Origin of the sequence: Pandoraea terrigena, from assembly GCF_902459705.1 — a bacterium.
GTDB lineage: Bacteria > Pseudomonadota > Gammaproteobacteria > Burkholderiales > Burkholderiaceae > Pandoraea > Pandoraea terrigena.
Genome location: NZ_CABPRU010000007.1, coordinates 125,098 through 143,213, shown reverse-complemented (window position 1 = coordinate 143,213; position 18,116 = coordinate 125,098). Strand labels below are relative to the sequence as shown.

Annotated in this window: 17 protein-coding genes; 11 read left to right on the top strand and 6 right to left on the bottom strand. The window is 62.5% G+C overall.

The genetic code is table 11. The features are described 5' to 3' along the window. Positions 1–28: 28 nt before the first annotated feature. Positions 29–1,444, bottom strand: a complete 1,416-nt coding sequence (locus PTE31013_RS15645; protein WP_425495574.1) for a sigma-54 interaction domain-containing protein — start codon at positions 1,442–1,444, stop codon at positions 29–31. A 39-nt stretch (positions 1,445–1,483) separates the two neighbouring features. Between PTE31013_RS15645 and PTE31013_RS15640 the strand changes: the two genes are divergently transcribed. From PTE31013_RS15640 to PTE31013_RS15625, 4 genes are all read left to right on the top strand, one after another. After that, complete coding sequence (locus tag PTE31013_RS15640; protein WP_150613693.1) at positions 1,484–1,801, top strand: hypothetical protein; 318 nt, start codon at positions 1,484–1,486, stop codon at positions 1,799–1,801. Positions 1,802–1,866: 65 nt separating this feature from the next. Then, a complete protein-coding gene (locus tag PTE31013_RS15635; protein WP_150613692.1) occupies positions 1,867–3,267 on the top strand; it encodes a GntP family permease in 1,401 nt (466 codons plus the stop codon). Positions 3,268–3,279: 12 nt separating this feature from the next. Then, the gene (locus PTE31013_RS15630) at positions 3,280–4,056 is read left to right on the top strand and encodes a 3-hydroxybutyrate dehydrogenase (protein WP_150613691.1); all 777 of its coding nucleotides are present in this window, start codon (positions 3,280–3,282) and stop codon (positions 4,054–4,056) included. 130 nt (positions 4,057–4,186) lie between these two features. After that, on the top strand, positions 4,187–4,603 hold the full coding sequence (locus PTE31013_RS15625; protein ID WP_174978585.1) for a cupin domain-containing protein: 417 nt from the start codon (positions 4,187–4,189) through the stop codon (positions 4,601–4,603). Positions 4,604–4,757: 154 nt separating this feature from the next. Here PTE31013_RS15625 and PTE31013_RS15620 read toward each other — a convergent pair whose 3' ends face one another. Further along, positions 4,758–5,918 carry a methyl-accepting chemotaxis protein gene (locus PTE31013_RS15620; protein ID WP_150613689.1) on the bottom strand — a complete coding sequence of 387 codons (1,161 nt, stop codon included), beginning with the start codon at positions 5,916–5,918 and terminating at the stop codon, positions 4,758–4,760. Positions 5,919–6,536: 618 nt separating this feature from the next. Here PTE31013_RS15620 and PTE31013_RS15615 point away from each other — a divergent pair. The 4 genes from PTE31013_RS15615 (at position 6,537) to PTE31013_RS15600 (ending at position 9,631) form a co-directional block, all read left to right on the top strand. Further along, positions 6,537–7,211, top strand: coding sequence for a phosphoribosyltransferase (locus PTE31013_RS15615; protein ID WP_150613688.1), 675 nt, complete (start codon positions 6,537–6,539; stop codon positions 7,209–7,211). Then, positions 7,211–8,527 (top strand): erythromycin esterase family protein, encoded by a 1,317-nt coding sequence (locus tag PTE31013_RS15610; protein WP_150613687.1) that lies wholly within the window; start codon positions 7,211–7,213, stop codon positions 8,525–8,527. Before PTE31013_RS15615 ends, PTE31013_RS15610 begins: the two co-directional genes overlap by 1 nt. 28 nt (positions 8,528–8,555) lie before the next feature. Next, positions 8,556–9,215, top strand: a complete 660-nt coding sequence (locus PTE31013_RS15605) for a dienelactone hydrolase family protein (RefSeq protein WP_150613686.1) — start codon at positions 8,556–8,558, stop codon at positions 9,213–9,215. A 107-nt stretch (positions 9,216–9,322) separates the two neighbouring features. Continuing rightward, positions 9,323–9,631, top strand: coding sequence for a hypothetical protein (locus PTE31013_RS15600; RefSeq protein ID WP_246174612.1), 309 nt, complete (start codon positions 9,323–9,325; stop codon positions 9,629–9,631). Between the two features lie 373 nt (positions 9,632–10,004). On the opposite strand, the gene PTE31013_RS15595 is transcribed toward PTE31013_RS15600, so the two are convergent. Beyond that, positions 10,005–10,877 carry a LysR family transcriptional regulator gene (locus PTE31013_RS15595; protein WP_150613684.1) on the bottom strand — a complete coding sequence of 291 codons (873 nt, stop codon included), beginning with the start codon at positions 10,875–10,877 and terminating at the stop codon, positions 10,005–10,007. Positions 10,878–11,045: 168 nt separating this feature from the next. Here PTE31013_RS15595 and PTE31013_RS15590 point away from each other — a divergent pair, with 168 nt between their 5' ends. From PTE31013_RS15590 to PTE31013_RS15580, 3 genes are all read left to right on the top strand, one after another. Continuing rightward, a complete protein-coding gene (locus PTE31013_RS15590) occupies positions 11,046–12,371 on the top strand; it encodes an MFS transporter (protein ID WP_150613683.1) in 1,326 nt (441 codons plus the stop codon). Between the two features lie 148 nt (positions 12,372–12,519). Next, entirely contained in the window at positions 12,520–13,710 is a 1,191-nt protein-coding gene (locus tag PTE31013_RS15585; RefSeq protein WP_150613682.1) for a M20 aminoacylase family protein, read from the top strand. A gap of 6 nt (positions 13,711–13,716) precedes the next feature. Further along, a complete protein-coding gene (locus PTE31013_RS15580) occupies positions 13,717–14,805 on the top strand; it encodes a M14 family metallopeptidase (protein WP_150613681.1) in 1,089 nt (362 codons plus the stop codon). A gap of 520 nt (positions 14,806–15,325) precedes the next feature. Here PTE31013_RS15580 and PTE31013_RS15575 read toward each other — a convergent pair. From PTE31013_RS15575 to PTE31013_RS15565, 3 genes are all read right to left on the bottom strand, one after another. Next, positions 15,326–16,114: a sulfite exporter TauE/SafE family protein gene (locus PTE31013_RS15575; protein WP_150613680.1), complete on the bottom strand. Its 789-nt coding sequence runs from the start codon at positions 16,112–16,114 to the stop codon at positions 15,326–15,328. A gap of 40 nt (positions 16,115–16,154) precedes the next feature. Beyond that, a complete protein-coding gene (locus tag PTE31013_RS15570) occupies positions 16,155–17,822 on the bottom strand; it encodes a bifunctional protein tyrosine phosphatase family protein/NAD(P)/FAD-dependent oxidoreductase (protein ID WP_150613679.1) in 1,668 nt (555 codons plus the stop codon). Positions 17,823–17,905: 83 nt separating this feature from the next. After that, on the bottom strand, positions 17,906–18,100 hold the full coding sequence (locus PTE31013_RS15565) for a YgaP family membrane protein (RefSeq protein ID WP_130027368.1): 195 nt from the start codon (positions 18,098–18,100) through the stop codon (positions 17,906–17,908). Positions 18,101–18,116 lie beyond the last annotated feature (16 nt).

Below are 18,116 nucleotides of genomic sequence, written 5' to 3'. Positions count from 1 at the left end.
TCGAACGATCGTCGACCGGCCAACGCGACTATGCGGTGATATCGAGAAGCGCCATCTTTTTGTACAGCGTGGCGCGGCCGATACCCAATCGCGCGGCCGCCTCGGCAACTCGCCCGCCCGCAGCACGCACCGCGTCCATCAACAACTGACGCTCGAACGCTTTCATCGCCTCGTCATATCGCTGCACGCCGGAGGCACCGCGTTCGCCGTTTGCCGGATCAACCACCGCCTGCGTGCCCGCAACCCCATCGGGGTCGCATGCCGCGCCGACGCCATCGCCGATAAATCGCGCCAACGAACGCGCGTCGATGCGCCCGCCCTCCGAGAGCAATGCCACGCGCTCAAGCGTGTTATGCAACTCGCGGACGTTACCCGGCCAGCGATAGGCCATGAGCCGCCGGATGGCGTCCTCGTCCAAATCCAGGTGACCCGCATCGCGGCGCGAGCTCAATTTGTCCAGAATCGTATACGACATGGCTTCGATGTCGGACGGGCGCTCACGCAACGGCGGAACCCGAATCATCAACACGTTGAGGCGATAGTACAGATCCGGCCGGAACCGGCCCTGCGCGACCAGGGTCGGCAGATCCGCCGAGGTCGCGGCGATGATGCGCACGTCCGTCTGGACAACACGGTTCGACCCTATCGGCTCGAATTCCCGCTCCTGCAAGACCCGCAACAGTTTGCCTTGCAGCGACAGCGGCATGTCGCCGATTTCGTCGAGGAACAGTGTTCCGCCCTGGGCCAGTTCAAACTTGCCCGTTCGGCCTTTCCGGTCCGCCCCGGTGTAGGCACCGGCCGCCGCGCCGAAAAACTCCACTTCGAGCAGTGCGTCGGGAATCGCGGCGACATTGACCGTGACCAGCGGCTTGTCCGCGCGCGTAGAAGCACCGTGAATTGCATGGGCCAGCAACTCCTTGCCGGTTCCCGTTTCCCCGAGCAACAACACCGGCGAATCGAGCTGCGCAGCGCGGCGCGCGAGACGCTTGGTCTCCAGGCTTGCCGCGCTCGTGCCAACAAAACTTGAAAAGGTGTATTTGGCCCGCCGCGCCTGAGCCAGCGACTGGCGAGTTGCCAGGAGTTCCGACTGCAATCGCGAATATTTGCTGAACATCGGCGTCAGCGCCTTCAGTTCATCGAACAATGCGAATCCCACTGCACCAATGGTGCCACCGAGCGAGTCCCGGATCGGAAGCCGCGTCACCACCAGCGGCTCCTGCCCGGTTTCAAGAATATCGAGCAGGATTGGCCGGCCCGTCTCCACGACTTCGCGCATCAGGCTATTGGGGATCACGGCTTCGCAATCCAGGCCGATCACTTCGTCTGGATTGGTGAATCCGAAGCGGGCCGCGTAACTTCGATTGATCCAGACAATCCGCGCATCGCTGTCGACGACGACCGTGCCTTCGCTGGAATGGTCCAGCGTCTCGAACAGCGATTGCATCGCTTGCTTGCGAACGAATCCGTAATCGGACAGCAAGCCATGCTCCCTGCCGACGCCGATGGCGTCCAGTTTTTCGATATCACTCATCTCGAAATCGTCGTTTGTCCATATTTCGAGACGATTATTCCACAAACAGAGACATCACCTCTATCGGTAAAAACGCCTTCATTTCTGGGATTTCCTGGTATTTCCAGGCGTTACTGGGCCAACGATCCTCGCCTTCCGTCTCCGAATAGAGACAATCCAATGACATTCCGCCGCACCGCGCCAGCCGCCGCCCGCCGCAAAGTGGCGCAAGAAATGCCTGAGTACTTCCCGATCAAGGACTTAGTCGACGAAGGCACAGTTATTGCGTAAGCGGTTTCCGCTCATAAGAACTTCAGCCTGCGCAGCAGTGTGCGGGCAAACATACCGGAGACAAAATGTCGTTTCTCATCGTGCTCGCCGCCCTGGCGTTTCTGATGTTTGTTGCGTATCGCGGCTATAGCGTGATTCTCTTCGCCCCGATCGCGGCGCTTGGCGCTGTCCTGCTGATCCAGCCTGACGCCGTGGCGCCCGTTTTTTCCGGCATCTTCATGGAAAAGCTGGTCGGCTTCGTCAAGCTCTACCTGCCCGTATTCCTGCTCGGCGCCGTATTCGGCAAGGTCATCGAACTGTCCGGGTTCTCCGAGTCCATCGTTGCCGCCGCGATCAAGTACATCGGTCGCACCCGGGCAAACGCCGTGATCGTCGCCGTGTGCGCGCTTCTCACCTACGGCGGCGTCTCCCTGTTCGTGGTTGTGTTTGCCGTCTATCCGTTTGCCGCAGAACTCTACCGGCAGAGCAATATCCCCAAGCGCCTGATGCCCGGCGCCATTGCATTGGGGGCATTCAGCTTCACGATGGATTCGTTGCCGGGCACGCCGCAGATCCAGAACATCATCCCGACCACGTTCTTCAAGACCACGGCCTGGGCAGCGCCTGTGCTGGGGGTGGCCGGGGCGGTCTTCATCGTCGTGGTCGGTCTGTGCTACCTCGAGTGGCGTCGCCGCGTTGCCGCGGCAAACGGCGAAGGCTACGGCAATTCGCTGCACAACGAACCCGAGCGCGTCAACGCCGAGAACCTGCCCAATCCCATTCTGGCCATTACGCCGCTGGTGCTGGTGGGCGTGGTCAACTACGCGCTCACGAAAGCGATTCCGCATTGGTATGGCGATCGCTTTGAAGTGACCCCCGACATTCTTCCCGGCATTCATGCCCCGCTGACGGTATCGATCAACGGCGTGGTGGCGATCTGGGCCGTCGAAGGGGCACTGCTTACCGGCATCCTGCTGGTGCTGCTGACGGCTTTCGGCAAGGTCCGCCACCGCTTCGCGAACGGCACCAAAGCCGCCGTTTCCGGCGCCTTGCTCGCCACGCTCAATACGGCTTCCGAATATGGATTCGGGGGCGTCATTGCCGCACTGCCCGGCTTCCTGGTGGTCGCCAACGCGCTCAAGGGGATCCCCAACCCGCTGGTCAATGCGGCGGTGTCCGTCTCGACGCTCGCGGGGATTACGGGATCGGCCTCTGGTGGCATGAGTATTGCGCTCGCCGCCATGTCCGATACGTTCATCAAGGCGGCACAAACCATGCACATCCCGCTGGAAGTGCTGCATCGTGTGGTGGCGATGGCCAGCGGCGGCATGGACACGCTACCGCACAACGGCGCCGTCATCACCCTGCTCGCCGTCACCGGACTGACGCATCGCGAATCGTACCGGGACATCTTCGCGGTGACGTGCATCAAGACGATGGCCGTGTTCTTCGTGATCACGCTCTACTACTCGACCGGACTGGTTTGAACGGTGAATACCATGACGACTCTGAACGGGAAAACTGCGCTTGTCACTGGCTCGACCAGCGGCATTGGCCTGGGCATCGCACAGGTGCTGGCACACGCCGGCGCCAATCTCATCCTCAACGGGTTCGGCGATGTCGATGCCGCCGTCTCGACGATCGCATCGGAGGGGGCCGAGGTCATGCACCATCCCGCCGACATGCGCAACGCGGAAGCCATCGAAGCCATGTTCACTGCGGCGCGGGATCGCTTCGGTGCCGTGGACATTCTCGTCAACAATGCCGGCATCCAGCATGTGGCGCCCATCGAGACGTTCGATCCCGGCAAATGGGACGACATCATCGCCATCAACCTGAGTTCGGCTTTCCACACGACCCGCCTCGCGTTGCCGGGCATGCACGCTCGCGATTGGGGGCGCATCATCAACATTGCGTCGGTGCATGGCCTCGTTGGCTCGGCGGGCAAGTCAGCCTATGTGGCGGCAAAGCACGGATTGGTGGGGCTGACGAAAGTCACGGCACTGGAGACCGCGAAGACCGGTGTGACATGCAATGCCATCTGCCCCGGATTCGTGTTGACGCCGCTGGTACAAAAGCAGATCGACGATCTGGCGCGGCGCGACGGCCTTTCTCCGGGCGACGCGCGCGCGCGCCTGCTGGGGGAAAAGCAGCCGTCCGGCCAATTCGTTTCGCCCGAGGCACTTGGCAACCTTGCATTGATGCTCTGTTCGCCGCTGGCATCCGAGGTGCGCGGTGCCACATGGGCCGCGGACGGTGGCTGGACCGCTCAATAAGTCTGGCCTGCGGTACGGGGGCCTGGCAGACCGAGAGGTGCGACGGGCCCTTAGTTGACGTGACGTTAATGCCAGGCGCGGCGACGCCGTATTTCCAACCTGCAGTTTTCATTGACTTGTCATCTCCATCATGAACAGCAACGAAAGCAAGTTTTCTCACGTCAAGCCGGGCGATACCGCATTTGTGAGCGGCGGCCTGCGCGACTTCTTCCTGTATCGCGACCTCGGCATCGCCGACGCCACCGGCGGCAAGGTGATCGCGCATCTGGTTCGCGCCAATCATGCGCCCGAGGCGGGTACCGGCTGGCATATCCACGGCGCCGATTTCCATATCGTCTACATGCTCAAAGGCTGGGCCAAGTTCATGTACGAAGACCAGGAAACACTTGTGGAAGCGGGCGATTGCGTCCATCAACGACCCGGCATCCGCCATTTTCTCTTCGACTACTCGCCGGATATGGAATATCTGGAAATCGTCGGTCCGGCGGAATTCACCAGCGTGGGCGTCGAGGGGCCGTGCGCCGTGCCTGCACCAGCGAAATGGTGACGTTCGCGACGCGGCAGCGATCGGCCACCACATCGGTCTCGACGTACTGCGTCAAGCGACCGGCGACGACACCCGCGGGCCGGCCGGGTACCTGAGTGCGAACCACCGTGCGGGCGTCGCTGTCGAGCATTTTCCGACGCGGGCACGGTGTGAACTACGCGGCGATGGCAACCGTGAGGCGCGCCGACTCGGTAATCTTGAATGACGAAACCGCGCCTTTCAGCTTGGCCGCCTGATCTTCGAGTGAGTGTGTCGCCGCTGCCGCCTGCTCGACGAGCGCCGCGTTCTGCTGCGTCACCTGGTCCATCTGAGTGACGGCCTGGCTGACCTGTTCGATGCCGCGACTTTGCTCCTCCGACGCCCCGGCGATTTCACTGACGATTTCCGACACCCGCTTGATCGCGCTTTTGATCTCGTCCATCGCGGCACTGACTTCGACGGCCTGTTGCGAGCCGTCGTGAATCGTGGCGACCGAGGAGGAAATCAGGTCCTTGATTTCCTTTGCCGCGGACGCTGATCTCTGGGCCAGGCTACGCACCTCGCTCGCCACCACCGCGAAGCCCCGTCCTTGCTCGCCAGCCCGAGCCGCTTCCACGGCGGCATTCAGCGCAAGAATATTGGTTTGGAACGCAATTCCCTCAATCACGCTCGTGATTTCGGAAATCTTGTTCGAGCTGCCGTTGATTCTCTCAATGGTGGCCACCATGGTTTGCACCGCATCGCTGCCGGTACCGGCGATGTCCGTGGCATTCGTGGCCAGCGCATTTGCCTGACGTGCGTTGTCGGCGTTCTGCCTCACCGTCTCGGTCAGTTGGGTCATGCTGGCGGCCGTCTGCTCCAGCGACGCAGCTTGTTCCTCCGTGCGTGCGGACAGGTCAAGATTCCCGGCCGCGATTTCTCGCGTAGCGGTGGCAACCGATTCGGTCGATACATTCACGGCGGACACAGTGGCTTCGACGCGACGCATCAGCTTGTCGAACGCCACGGCAGCGCGGCCGAACTCGTCCATACGCGGGCTTGATGACCGCGTTGACAGGTCAAGGGTGAGCGCGATGTCCTCGAATTTTCTGCCCATGCGGTTCAACCCACCGCATACGACTCGGTTCAGGTGCACGCCGCAATAGATCGCGACGGCACCGCCCATCGACGCCACGACAATCAGACTCGTCAACGACAGGCGATATGACGAAGCCGCGTTCGCGTCGAGGCCCCATAGCGAGGTCGTCGCCACCAGTCCGACGACGAACATCAGGGTTGCCCAGGCGCCGAAGGCGAGCATCAACTTGAATCGGATCGTGAAGACAAATCGCTGCACTTCGTTTCCTTCGTGAGTGGCGACGCGGCCGCGTCCGAAAAGTACCGCCAGGGATGGCCGTACGACAATGCCTGACGCATTTCGACGTGCTGCCGCGATCGCTCGTTTTACCAGAATGGGGGAGTCAACCTTCAAATCAGCCTGGGCGGACCTGACATTTCGAGACTCGATGTCGGTATTCGCCCGGCACCTGTTATTTACGACCGGGATGCAAGATTTTGCATACGCGTTTACCCATCCCCGCTGTCTCCACTGCCAATCGACCGGAACATGTCTGGAAACAGCGCGGCGATTGGCCGCCGCCGTAAAGGTCGTTCATGCACTGGAGTTCACCGGTGTTACCGATTGCTGGCCGGCCCCTGGCGTCCCAGTTCCGCAATATCGCCGCCGAGGTCGAGATAGCGTCAGATCGCAATCAGCACCGACCGTGGCCCGCCTTGTACCACTTCTTTGATCAATCTCAAATACTGCCTCGTCCGGACGCCCAGAATTGTCATATGGGGAATCGCGCTCTCGGTCATCGCATCGCACTTCGTGTCGGACCGCGTACCTCAAGGAGAGGGGAGACATGGCGAACTCTTCTCGCTGAGAACGGTTCACAGCCGAAGCGGTGATCTCATGAATTCATACTGGGTGGGTAACGAACCGCGATTCAGCGATCGCGCTGAGGCCGGGCGCGTGCTTGCACGACAACTGGGCCAATACGCGGGACGCAGCGATGTGATCGTACTGGCACTGCCGCGCGGTGGCGTGCCAGTCGGCTATGAGGTTGCGCAAGCGTTGGCTGTCGAACTCGACGTGCTGGTCGTGCGCAAGCTGGGCGTGCCCCACAATCCGGAACTGGCAATGGGCGCAATCGCGTCCGGCGGAGCGCTTTACCTCGACGAGCAGATGATCCGGCTCGCAGGCATCACCCAGGCGCAAATAGTCGACGTACTGGGCGATGAACGCCGCGAACTGGCACGACGGGAAGCGCTATACCGCGGGCAGCGGCCGCCGCTGAAGATCGAGGGGCGCACGGTCATCGTTGTCGACGACGGCATCGCTACCGGCTCATCGATGCGCGTTGCCATCGCGGCGTTGCGTACCGGCAAGCCGGCCCGGATCGTTGTTGCCGTGCCGGTCGCGCCCGAGGGCACGGCGGAGCGGCTGCGCGGCGTCGCCGATGAATTCGTCTGTCCGCACAGCCCGCGTCAGTTCGGTGGCGTCGGCCGGTTTTACCGCGACTTCGGGCAGACGAGCGACGCCGAAGTGAGCGCGCTCCTCGCCCGCTCACGTCAGGACATTCTGTAATGCACCCCGCCACCACGCCCTTTCTCGCCGTACGCGAGCTCGCGCAACGGCTTGATGACAACGATAGCGACTACGATGCGCTGCTGGAGATGGCGCGCGATCGCGAGTTCGTGTTACTCGGCGAAGCCACGCACGGCACGCAGGACTTCTACCGGATGCGCGCACAGATTACCCGCCGCCTGATCGCCGACGGCGGCTTCGACGCGGTCGCCATCGAAGGCGATTGGCCGGACACCTGGCGCGTGAACTGTTTCGTGCAAGGCGAAGGCGATGCCGATGCGGATGCCGCACTTGAGGATTTCAAGCGCTTCCCTACCTGGATGTGGCGCAATCGTGAGATGCGCGACTTCATCCTGTGGCTACGTGAGCACAACGCCGCGCTGTCGCCTGGGGAACGGGTCGGCGTTTATGGACTCGACCTGTACAGCATGTACCAGTCAGCCGATGCGGTGATCCGCTATCTAGAGCAGGTCGATCCCGAGCAGGCGGCAATGGCACGCGCCCGCTACGCGGCGCTCGATCACGTGCGCGAGCCCCAGGCCTATGGGTATGCCACTGCGGTCGGCGCCCGGCCGGATGCGCGTGAAGGCGTAGTCGCCCAGTTGCTGCAACTGCGGGCTGACGCGCGCCTCCATCTTTCGCAGGATGGCCTTGCGGCACTCGATGCCCAGTTCTTTGCGCAACAGAATGCCGAAGTTGTCGTCGACGCGGAAAACTACTATCGGTCGATGTTCGGACGGCGCCTGAACACCTGGAATCTGCGTGACGCGCATATGTATCGCACGCTATCCACCCTTGCCCGCTATCGACTGCAACGTGGCGGTCGGGGGCGGGTTGTCGTCTGGGCGCACAATTCGCACCTGGGCGACGCACGCGCGACTGAATCCCATCTGCGCGGCGAGTGGAATCTTGGTCAACTGGTGCGTGAAGCCGTCGGTGCGAAGGCCCTGCTGGTCGGCTTCAGCACCTACACGGGATACGTATCCGCCGCATCCCAATGGGATGGCGACGTCGAGCACAAGTGGGTGCGACCGGCATTGCACGACAGCTATGAATATCTGTTTCACAGCACCGGGCTGGACCGGTTCTTCCTGCCGCTCATGGGGGTGGCAGCGGAGCCGCTTCGTGAAGCCATGCTCGAACGGGCGATCGGCGTGATCTACCTGCCCCAGACCGAACGTGAAAGTCATTATTTCTGGACGTCGCTCGCCCACCAGTTCGATGCGCTGTTTCATCTGGATGAGACAAGCGCCCTGGAGCCGCTGGAAGCGCCGCCTCACTGGCACCGGCGTGAGGTGCCCGAGCAGGCGGTCTGAGCGATGCGATACGAAATAGAGGTCGCCAATGCGCGAAGTTCAGTTGAAAGATGTCTCGATACCGTCCGGCGATGTGCTGCTGGAAGGCATCCTCGCCGTCCCTGCAAGATCGCGCGGGGTGATCGCCTTTGCCCATGGTAGCGGCAGCAGTCGCTTCAGCCGCCGCAATCGGGCGGTGGCCGCGGTGCTGCAGCAGGCCGGACTGGCGACCCTGCTGTTCGACCTGCTGACAGCCGACGAAAGCAGCCGGGACGTGGTGACGAGCGTCTATCGGTTCGACATCCCCCTGCTCGCGCGACGCCTGACTGACGCTATCGACTGGCTTGCTGCGCTCCCGGCAACCGCCACGCTCGACGTCGGCCTGTTCGGCGCCAGCACGGGTGCGGGCGCAGCGCTGATTGCGGCCGCGGCGCGCCCGGCACGGGTGCGGGCGGTCGTGTCGCGAGGTGGCCGTCCCGACCTCGCCGACGCCGCGCTCCCACGCGTACAGGCGCCCACACTTCTGATCGTCGGCGCGCTGGATACAGAGGTGATCGAATTGAACGAGACGGCTGCGCGCCGGCTTGCATGCGAGCATCGGACGATCCTCGTGCCTCGCGCCACACATCTGTTTGAAGAGCCAGGGACGCTTGAAGCGGTCGCACACCTGGCGGCGGACTGGTTCTCGATCCACATGCCTCAAGCCTAGGCAGGCAACGATATTCGGAAGTTGCTGAAACTCCAGGATCGTCACTGCTGCGATGATGGGCTTAGCCACGAGGCTGGCTAAACCCACGTACATCTCAGGAGACTTTGATGAGCGCTTCAAACGACGACGGCGAAAAGGACGGAGGAAACGGAGGTCGGGTGAGCGGCGGGGGTGACATCCCGAAGTCCCTGGCGCGCGAAGGGCACGTTGTCTGGTTCTACGAACACAACAAGTACCTTGGTTTCGAGTGGAGCGAGTCGGCGGGGGAGATCCAAAAGGCGCATGTTGACGACTCGGAACACGCTATCTACTTCGATACATATGCGCACGCAGTGGTCGCATCCGAAAGATTGACCCGTCCCCGCCGGATCCTTTATTCCCCAGGAAGCGGGAAACCGCCGAAAGTGAAAGGATAAAGGCCGAGGGTCGCCCGTCGTGAATGGCGGGCCGCATCTTCGAACGTCTTGGCACTTTCTTGGCCAAGCGCCGTCGGGCGTCAACGTCTACCACGTTCGCGCGGTTCGTCAGTGTCCATGAAACGCTGGCCGGTCCACATTACATTCTCAACATTAGAATGAAGTCCGCGGAAGGGGGGCAGAAATTCCGTGTTCAAGGCGAGTTGAAAATCACACAGACTGGCGCGGTTGGGAGCTTCTGCCCCCAACGCCCTTTGGCAAATGCATCAAACTCGGCCTGAGCCGCCTCCGCGTTGGGCGCGGTGTAGATCGGTTTGATCGCCGCCCGCCGTGCTTTGCGAACCTTCGGTAACGCCCCCGACGCTTTTCCCTCTCACCCCTGCGCCATCACCTGCTGCGCGATCGCCGTCGTAATTCCCATCTTGTCGTGGCGTGTCCGTTCCAGAAGCCCGATGCAGCGTTGCTCGGTCACGCCAGGCAGTGGAATGACCCGTAGCGAATCCTCCTGCGCCCACGTCGCGCTATGTAGCAGCGGCACGACAGCGATGCCGATCCGTTGCCGCACCAGCGCCACGATTCCTTCGATCGAACTCAGTTCCAGAAAGTCACTCACCTTCACGTGCTGACGTCGCACCGCGCGATCAATCAGCGCACCGGTTCGCTGCGTCCGGTCGAACCGCAAAAACCGCTCCGTCTCCAGCAACCGAGTCACCGACGCCGACTTTAGCGCCGACGACACCAACAGTACCAACGGCTCTCGATACAACGGCGTCCATCGCACGCCCGCCGGACGACGTCCCGACGGTTCCACCAACACCGCGCAATCGATTTCCCCAGCATCGAGCTTCGCTGTCAGTTCGATCGAGCGCGCCGTCTGAATCGATATCTCCAAATGCGGTTGCGCTTGCTTGATCTGCGTCACCGCGGGGGCAAGAGCGCTCACCGCCGACTCCACCGCGCCGATCGTCACCGGTCCCGCCGTCGCTTCGATTCCGGCCGCCAACATACGCATCGTCTGGTATTGCGCCAGCAGTTGCTCCGCATGCGGCAGCAAGACACGCCCCATCGCATTCAGCGAAACCGAACGCCCCACACGATCGAACAGCGCATGAGCGAACTCCTCCTCCAACGCCCGCATCTGCATGCTGACGGCCGACTGCGTCATCGCCAGATGTTCCGCCGCCGAAGCGAAGGAGCCATGTCTCGCGACGGCCGCAAACGTCCTCATGAATCGCAGGTTGCTCATAGCTCGCTCGCCATATCCATCGGGGAAAAAAGGCCGTCGATTCATCAAAAAAGTTGCGATGACGGATTACAAATTCTAGCTTTTATTGGTTTTTTTGCACAAGCAGAATGGGCAAAGCGAGTGCGGTCGACTTGCCATGAAAACACTTCACAGAAAAGGAGTATCCCCATGGAAGTTTCGGTTGGGCGCGATAGCGCCACAGATGCCGCGGTTCCCGAGCGGTCCAGAAAACGCATCGACGTCAGGATTATCGCGGTATCCACCGTCGGCAACGCGCTCGAATGGTTCGACTTCACCGTCTTCACATTCTTCGCCGCCAATATTGCCCGCCAGTTCTTCCCCAGCGATAACCCCACCGCAGCGCTGCTCGCCGCATGGACGACCTTCGGCGTCGGCTTTCTGACGCGTCCGCTGGGCGGCATCGTCCTTGGCGCCTACGCCGACAAACACGGCCGAAAAGCCGCACTGCTGGTGACGATTTCCGTCATGGCGCTCGGTGTCGCGTTCATCGCTTTCGCCCCCACCTACGCCCAGATCGGCATGGCCGCGCCGATGCTGATGCTCGTTGGTCGCTTCCTCCAAGGGTTCTCTGCGGGCGGCGAAGTGGGCAGCGCGACCGCCTTCCTCGTCGAGCATGCGCCGGTCGAGCGCCGCGGCGTGTACGGCAGCTTCCAGATGATCGCGCAGGCATGCAGCATGCTGCTGGGCGCCATCGTCTCGGTCGGCATCACGCAGGCGCTGACCCCCGAACAGATCGATGCCTTCGGCTGGCGCATCCCATTCGTGATCGGTCTGCTAATCGTGCCGGTCGGTCTCTACGTTCGCTCGCGTCTGGACGAATCGCCCGTGTTCAAGGACGCTCACCACAAGCAGACGGAAAAGCGCTCCCCATTCCTCGAATCGATCACGGTGCACTGGCGTCAGGTAGTGGCCGGCTTCGGCCTCACCGTGTACGGCACCATCGGCACGTACATCTTCTACTACTACATGCCGAGCTACGCGACGAAGTCGCTGGGCATCCCCTTCAAGAGCAGCGTCATCGCATCACTGTGCGCAGCCGTCGCCTATATCGTGGGGACGTTCGCCTCCGGTCGCATCTCGGACGTCATCGGCCGCAAGAAGCCGATGACTGCCTCGGCGATGATCAGCCTGATCATCGCGTATCCGCTGTTCCTCGCCGTGAGCCACGTGCCGACCCTGCCGATGCTGATCTTCGTGCAGTGTTGCCTGATGCTCTCGCTCGGCCTGTTCCAAGGCTCGTACTGTGCCTTCGTGTGTGAACTGTTCCCGTCACGTGTGCGTGCGACATCGATGGCCATCGGCTACAACTTCGCGGTGATGATCTTCGGCGGCTTCGCTGGCGCCATCGCCACACTGCTTATCGGTTGGACGGGCGACAAGCTCGCCGTCGTGTATTACGGCCTGTTCGGTGCCGCCGTAGGACTCGTCACGATCCTGTTGCTGAAGGACCGCTCGCGCCAGCCCTTGCTGTAATCCATCGCTTATCTTGGCGCCCCGGCGTTTGGCTTCGCCGGTGCGCCTGCCGCACTCCTCCCCAACCTGCCCCTGTCCAATGGCGCGCCTCACCGGCCCGACCGGTGACGCGCGCGTCATCCGGGGCGTTCATCAAGAGACGATTCGCATGTCCATCATTCCCGAAATCGCCGAATGCTCGGCCGAACTGCAAGCCATCCGGCGCGATATCCACGCCCATCCCGAACTGCGCTACGAAGAGGCGCGCACGTCGGACATCGTGGCGAAACTGCTCGAATCATGGGGCATCGAAGTCACACGCGGCCTTGGCAAGACGGGTGTCGTCGGGGTGCTGCGCAACGGCACCGGCAAGAAGGTCATCGGCTTGCGCGCCGACATGGACGCGCTGCCCATCCAGGAACTGAACACATTCGAGCACGCCTCGAAATACGCGGGCAAGATGCACGCCTGCGGCCACGACGGGCACACCGCCATGCTGCTCGGCGCCGCTCAACATCTCGCCAAGCACCGCACCTTCGACGGCACCATCGTCTTCATCTTCCAGCCGGCAGAAGAGGGCGGCGGCGGCGCGAAGGCCATGCTTGAAGACGGCTTGTTCGACAAGTTTCCGGTCGACGCCGTATTCGCCCTGCACAACTGGCCGGGACTCGCCGCCGGCAGTTTCGGCGCGCGCGTGGGCGCCACGCAGGCGTCGAGCAACGAGTTTCGCATCGTCGTCAAAGGCACGGGCGCCCACGCGGCCATGCCGCACGACGGTATCGACCCGGTGCTGACCGCCATGCAGATCGGCACCGGCCTGCAAAGCATCATGACGCGCAACAAGCGCCCGATCGATGCCGCCGTACTTTCGATCACGCAAATGCAGGCGGGCGAGGCGATCAACGTCATTCCGAACACTGCCACGCTCGCAGGCACGGTGCGCACCTTCTCGATCGAGGTGCTCGATCTGGTGGAATCTCGCATGCGCGAGTTCTGCGAATCCACTGCCGCTGCGTATGGCTGCACCGTCGAATTCTCGTTTCTCCGCAATTATCCGCCGACGGTGAACACCGCCGCCGAGACGCAGTTCGCCGTCAACGTCATGCAGGAGATCGTGGGACGCGATCACGTCGTCGATCCGATCGACCCGACCATGGGGGCGGAAGACTTCTCGTTCCTTCTGCTGGAGCGTCCTGGCTGCTACGCGTATATCGGCAACGGTACCGGCAATCACCGTGCGCACGGCCATGGCCTCGGTCCGTGCATGCTGCACAACACAAGCTACGACTTCAACGACGACGTGCTCACGCTCGGCTCGACCTATTGGGTGCGTCTGGCCGAAGCCTTCCTGGTGGAGTAACGCGAGATGACCACGAGTCCGTTTTCAGACAGCTATTTTCAGGCGCGGGAGCGCTTCGTCGCAGCGGCGAAGCGGGCCGGCGTCGAGGTCGAGAGCCACGTCATCCCCGATCGCATCGGATGCGAGGGTGAGATATTGGCAACGGACGTTGTGCGCCTGGGCGCGCCCGATGCACGACGCTTGCTCATTCTCACTTCGGGCACGCACGGTGTCGAAGGCTTCTGCGGCAGCGCGGCGCAGATCGCACTGCTCGGCGATGCGGGTCTGAAGGCCCGTCTCGAAGCAGCGGGCGTCGCCATTCTCATCGTGCACGCCATCAATCCTTACGGCTTTTCCTGGCTATCGCGCACGAACGAAGACAACGTCGATCTGAATCGCAACAGCATAGACTTTACGCAGACGCTGCCAATCAACGCCGACTACGCCGACCTGCACGACTTGCTCGTACCGGCGACTTGGCCTCCATCCGACGACAACGTGTGCGCGATCGCCGATTACATTGCGATACACGGGGAAGCCGCGTATCAGCGGGCACTGACCGTAGGACAGTATGCATTTGCCGATGGATTGTTCTACGGCGGACGCGAACCGGTATGGAGCACGCGGCTGATGCGCACGTTGATCGAGACGCACGCGCAGCACTGCAACGCCATCGGGTGGATCGATTTTCATACCGGACTCGGCCCACCGGGCCACGGCGAGAAGATCTGTGTGGGCGGACTCGACGCAGAAGAACTGACGCGCGCCCGTGCCTGGTGGGGCGCGGACCTCGCGAGTCCGCTCGACGGCACGACAGTGGCCTCGAACGTCGGCGGCCCATTGCTCGACACGCTGCGCACCACGCGACCCGATGCGCAGGTGACGGCCATCGCCATCGAATACGGTACGGTGCCGCTCATCGACATGCTGCACATGCTGCGCGCCGATTCGTGGCTCAGACGGCATCCCGACGTGCCGGGCGCGCAGGCATCGGCAATTCGTCAATCGGTGCAAAAGGCGTTCTGCTTCGACGATCCCGTATGGCAGGGGCAGATTCTCGGTCAGGCGCGTGTGGCGATTCTGCAAGCGGTGACCGGATTGAGCGTGGTGAGGTGATGCCCCCAAAAATCCATCTCTGTGGAAAACGGGAGGCATTGACCTGCCCGGCAGAATTTCTGCCGGGCTAGCTGAATGTAGTTCAACCACTGGTGATCTACTTGGCTAAATCCGGACCAGCCGCGATGCGTTTAGGCGAGTCCTTGCGGCTAACCATACCAATGCCATCGGCACGGTACTTACGGCGATCTTGATTGCAGTTATGGCCGAAGCCACGCCCGCCAGTTCGATGCAGTGTTTCATCTGGACGAGACAAGCGCCCTAGAGCCGCTGGACGTGCCGCCGCACTGGCACCGGAGTGAGCCGCCGGAGCAGGCGGCCTGAATGCAATGAGGCGATACAGAGGTACCCGATGTGCGACGTTCAGTTGACTGGCTCACTACGCTCCCGGTTACCGCCACGTTCAACGTATCGGCTTCGCCGCGTCGCGCTGAGGCCGCCAGTGCAGAACGCACCACTGTTTTCTGGATTCCAAAAGCGGCTCTCCGACGGATCGTCGCGGAACACGTCAGGGCAACGCTCAGATCGACTTAGCGATCAGACCGATCGAGACAATCATGCACACCACGGAAAACGCCCGCTTGAGATGCGAGGGATGCCATCGAGTCAGCAGTCTGCCGCCGACCAGCATGCCGGCCACCGCACCTGCCGAGAACGGCAATCCGATCGTAAGATCGAAATGGCCGCCATAGATGCTGGCACCGACGCTCACCAGCGAGATCAGCGCGATCACAGCCAGCGAGGTCGCGATGACCGAGTGCATCGCCAGATCGGTAAAGCGTTGTAACGCCGGCACCATGACGAATCCGCCGCCCACACCGAGCAGACCGGAGAGCACTCCCGCCACGCCGCCCATCACCGCGAGCCGGCTGGCGCAGCGCGGTGTCCAGACGAAGCGGCCGCTTTCGTCACGCAAACACGGGCAATCGGGCTGCACCGGCGCCAGCGACTTGCCGCGGCGGGCTTCCCATAACCCTTTGAGTGCCACCCAAATCATGATTGCCGCGAACAATAGCGTCAGATAGCGGGTATTCATGTGATGCGCCAACCACGAACCCAACGGCGTAAGCACGATGCCAATGGTGGAGATGAGCATTGCCGCGCGATAACGGACGATACCGGCGCGCACGCCCATCCATGCGCCCATGGCAGACGCGATGCCCACGGCCAGCAGGCCGATCGGACCGGCCTCCGGCACGCTCAGATGCCGGCCGAACACCAGCAGCGGAATCGCGAGGATACCGCCGCCGGCGCCGGTCAGGCCCATGATGCAGCCGACGATGGCGCCCAGCAACAGACTGACAGTCATGGCAAAGGATCTCGATGGGTTGTCATGGAACGAGCGCGCATCAGCCGACCATTTCCGGCTGTGCCATCCACTCATGGCCTTTGAGCATGCCTTCCCAATAGAGCGGCGGCAGAATGCGCTCCTTGAGCAGCCACGCCAGACGCGAGGGGCGCGTGCCGTCGATCAGCCAGGAAGGAAAGCTGGGCGCGAGCTTTCCACCGTACTTGAACTCGGCCAGCACGATCTTGCCGCGCTCCACCGTCAGCGGGCACGATCCGTAACCGTCGTAGCGTGCCTGCCCGCGTTTGAGGCCAAGGTTGAAGAGCACGTTGTGCGCCACCACCGGCGCCTGCTTTCGCGCGGCCGCAGCAGTTTTCGCGTTGGGCGAATTACTGGCGTCTCCCAGTCCGAAGATATTGCTGAAGTGCTTGTGCTGCAGCGTCTCCTGATCGACGTCGATCCACCCGGCGGGATCGGCCAGCGGACTGCGGCTGACGAAGTCGGGCGCCGTTTGTGGCGGCACCACGTGGATCATGTCGAACGGAACTTCGATTTTCCCGGCGTCGCCCTGGGCGGATGCCACGCTGAAGGTCGCGATCTTGCGTACGCCGTCGACGGCCGTCAGGTTGTGGCCAAAATTGAGATCGATGGCATAAGCCTGCACATACTCCATGAGGGCCGGTACGTATTCCGGCACGCCGAACAGCGCATTACCGGCCGAGAAGAACTTCACGTGAGACTGGCCGAGCACACCGGCGCGTCGCCACGCGTCGCACGAGAGGTACATCGCTTTCTGAGGCGCGCCGGCGCATTTGATCGGCATCGGCGGTTGGGTGAACAGCGCATTGCCGCCTTTGAAGCGCTCGACCAACTCCCACGTGTAGGGCGCGAGATCGTAGCGGTAATTCGACGTCACGCCGTTGCGCCCCAGCGTATCCGTGAGCCCTTCGATACCCTCCCAGTTCAGTTTCAACCCCGGGCACACAATCAACTGCTCATACTTCACGACCCGGCAGCCGTCGAGCAAGACCGCGTTGCGCTCCGGTTCGAAGCCTGCGACAGCCGACTTGATCCAGCGCACGCCGCGCGGAATCAGCGACCCCATGACCCTGGCGGTTTGTGCAGGCTTGAATACCCCGCGGCCCACCAGCGTCCATCCAGGCTGGTAGTAATGCACGTCGGCGGGATCGATGATGGCGATGTCGAGTCCCGGCTGGCGGGCCAGCAGACTCGACGCCACCGATATGCCGGCCGCACCGCCGCCCACGATGACGACCCGGTGGGTCGAATCGGCGACAGCGAACGGCGTGGCAGCGGTCTGTGAGATCCGGCGCACCACCGCGCTCAGATCGTAGCCGCACGCTTCGGCGCGCTTGAGGATTTCGCCGGTGGACAGGCGATCGGCGCGCGCGAGTCCCCATAGCGTCGTGCTTCGCATGCCACTGCGGCAATACGCAAGGATCGGCGTGGGCAACGCGTCGAGCAGTTGATCGAACTGCGCGGCCTGTTCGTCGGAAACCCTGCCGGGTGTCACCGGCAAGTAGCGGATTTCCAGCCCTGCCGCCTGAGCCTGCTGCTCCACTTCGCGAAAGCTGGGTTGGTCGGCGGCTTCGCCGTCCGGCCGGTTGCAGATGATGGACTTGAAGCCGGCGGCAGCAATGTCCGGAACGTCGGCAGGCGAGACCTGCGCGCAGACGGACAATTGCGCCGTCAGTTGCTTGATATTCATGGCGTGTCTCCTCGGTGACGATAGGCGCTTCGGCGTCGGCATTTCGGGGGCAAAGCCGCGCCGGTGCCGTCCGAGCGATGGGGTCAGAGACCCCGTGTCTTGCAACTGCTGATGCCGAACAGCGAGTAGAGCGGACAGAACCGGACCAGCCCGGTGATCAAAGCGATCAGCCCCAGCCACCCCCACCACCCGACGGTTCCGGTGGCCGCAAGCAAGATCAGCACTGCGCCGGCGACGATTCGCAGGCCACGGTCCACACCGCCCACATTGATATTCATGATGGCACCTCGCGTG

Coding starts and splice junctions, on each gene's coding strand:
- PTE31013_RS15645 (WP_425495574.1), bottom strand. CDS start 1,444: ATGCAATCGCTGTTCGAGACGCTGGACCATTCCAGCGAAGGCACGGTC.
- PTE31013_RS15640 (WP_150613693.1), top strand. CDS start 1,484: ATGCTCCCTGCCGACGCCGATGGCGTCCAGTTTTTCGATATCACTCAT.
- PTE31013_RS15635 (WP_150613692.1), top strand. CDS start 1,867: ATGTCGTTTCTCATCGTGCTCGCCGCCCTGGCGTTTCTGATGTTTGTT.
- PTE31013_RS15630 (WP_150613691.1), top strand. CDS start 3,280: ATGACGACTCTGAACGGGAAAACTGCGCTTGTCACTGGCTCGACCAGC.
- PTE31013_RS15625 (WP_174978585.1), top strand. CDS start 4,187: ATGAACAGCAACGAAAGCAAGTTTTCTCACGTCAAGCCGGGCGATACC.
- PTE31013_RS15615 (WP_150613688.1), top strand. CDS start 6,537: ATGAATTCATACTGGGTGGGTAACGAACCGCGATTCAGCGATCGCGCT.
- PTE31013_RS15610 (WP_150613687.1), top strand. CDS start 7,211: ATGCACCCCGCCACCACGCCCTTTCTCGCCGTACGCGAGCTCGCGCAA.
- PTE31013_RS15605 (WP_150613686.1), top strand. CDS start 8,556: ATGCGCGAAGTTCAGTTGAAAGATGTCTCGATACCGTCCGGCGATGTG.
- PTE31013_RS15600 (WP_246174612.1), top strand. CDS start 9,323: ATGAGCGCTTCAAACGACGACGGCGAAAAGGACGGAGGAAACGGAGGT.
- PTE31013_RS15595 (WP_150613684.1), bottom strand. CDS start 10,877: ATGAGCAACCTGCGATTCATGAGGACGTTTGCGGCCGTCGCGAGACAT.
- PTE31013_RS15590 (WP_150613683.1), top strand. CDS start 11,046: ATGGAAGTTTCGGTTGGGCGCGATAGCGCCACAGATGCCGCGGTTCCC.
- PTE31013_RS15585 (WP_150613682.1), top strand. CDS start 12,520: ATGTCCATCATTCCCGAAATCGCCGAATGCTCGGCCGAACTGCAAGCC.
- PTE31013_RS15580 (WP_150613681.1), top strand. CDS start 13,717: ATGACCACGAGTCCGTTTTCAGACAGCTATTTTCAGGCGCGGGAGCGC.
- PTE31013_RS15575 (WP_150613680.1), bottom strand. CDS start 16,114: ATGACTGTCAGTCTGTTGCTGGGCGCCATCGTCGGCTGCATCATGGGC.
- PTE31013_RS15570 (WP_150613679.1), bottom strand. CDS start 17,822: ATGAATATCAAGCAACTGACGGCGCAATTGTCCGTCTGCGCGCAGGTC.
- PTE31013_RS15565 (WP_130027368.1), bottom strand. CDS start 18,100: ATGAATATCAATGTGGGCGGTGTGGACCGTGGCCTGCGAATCGTCGCC.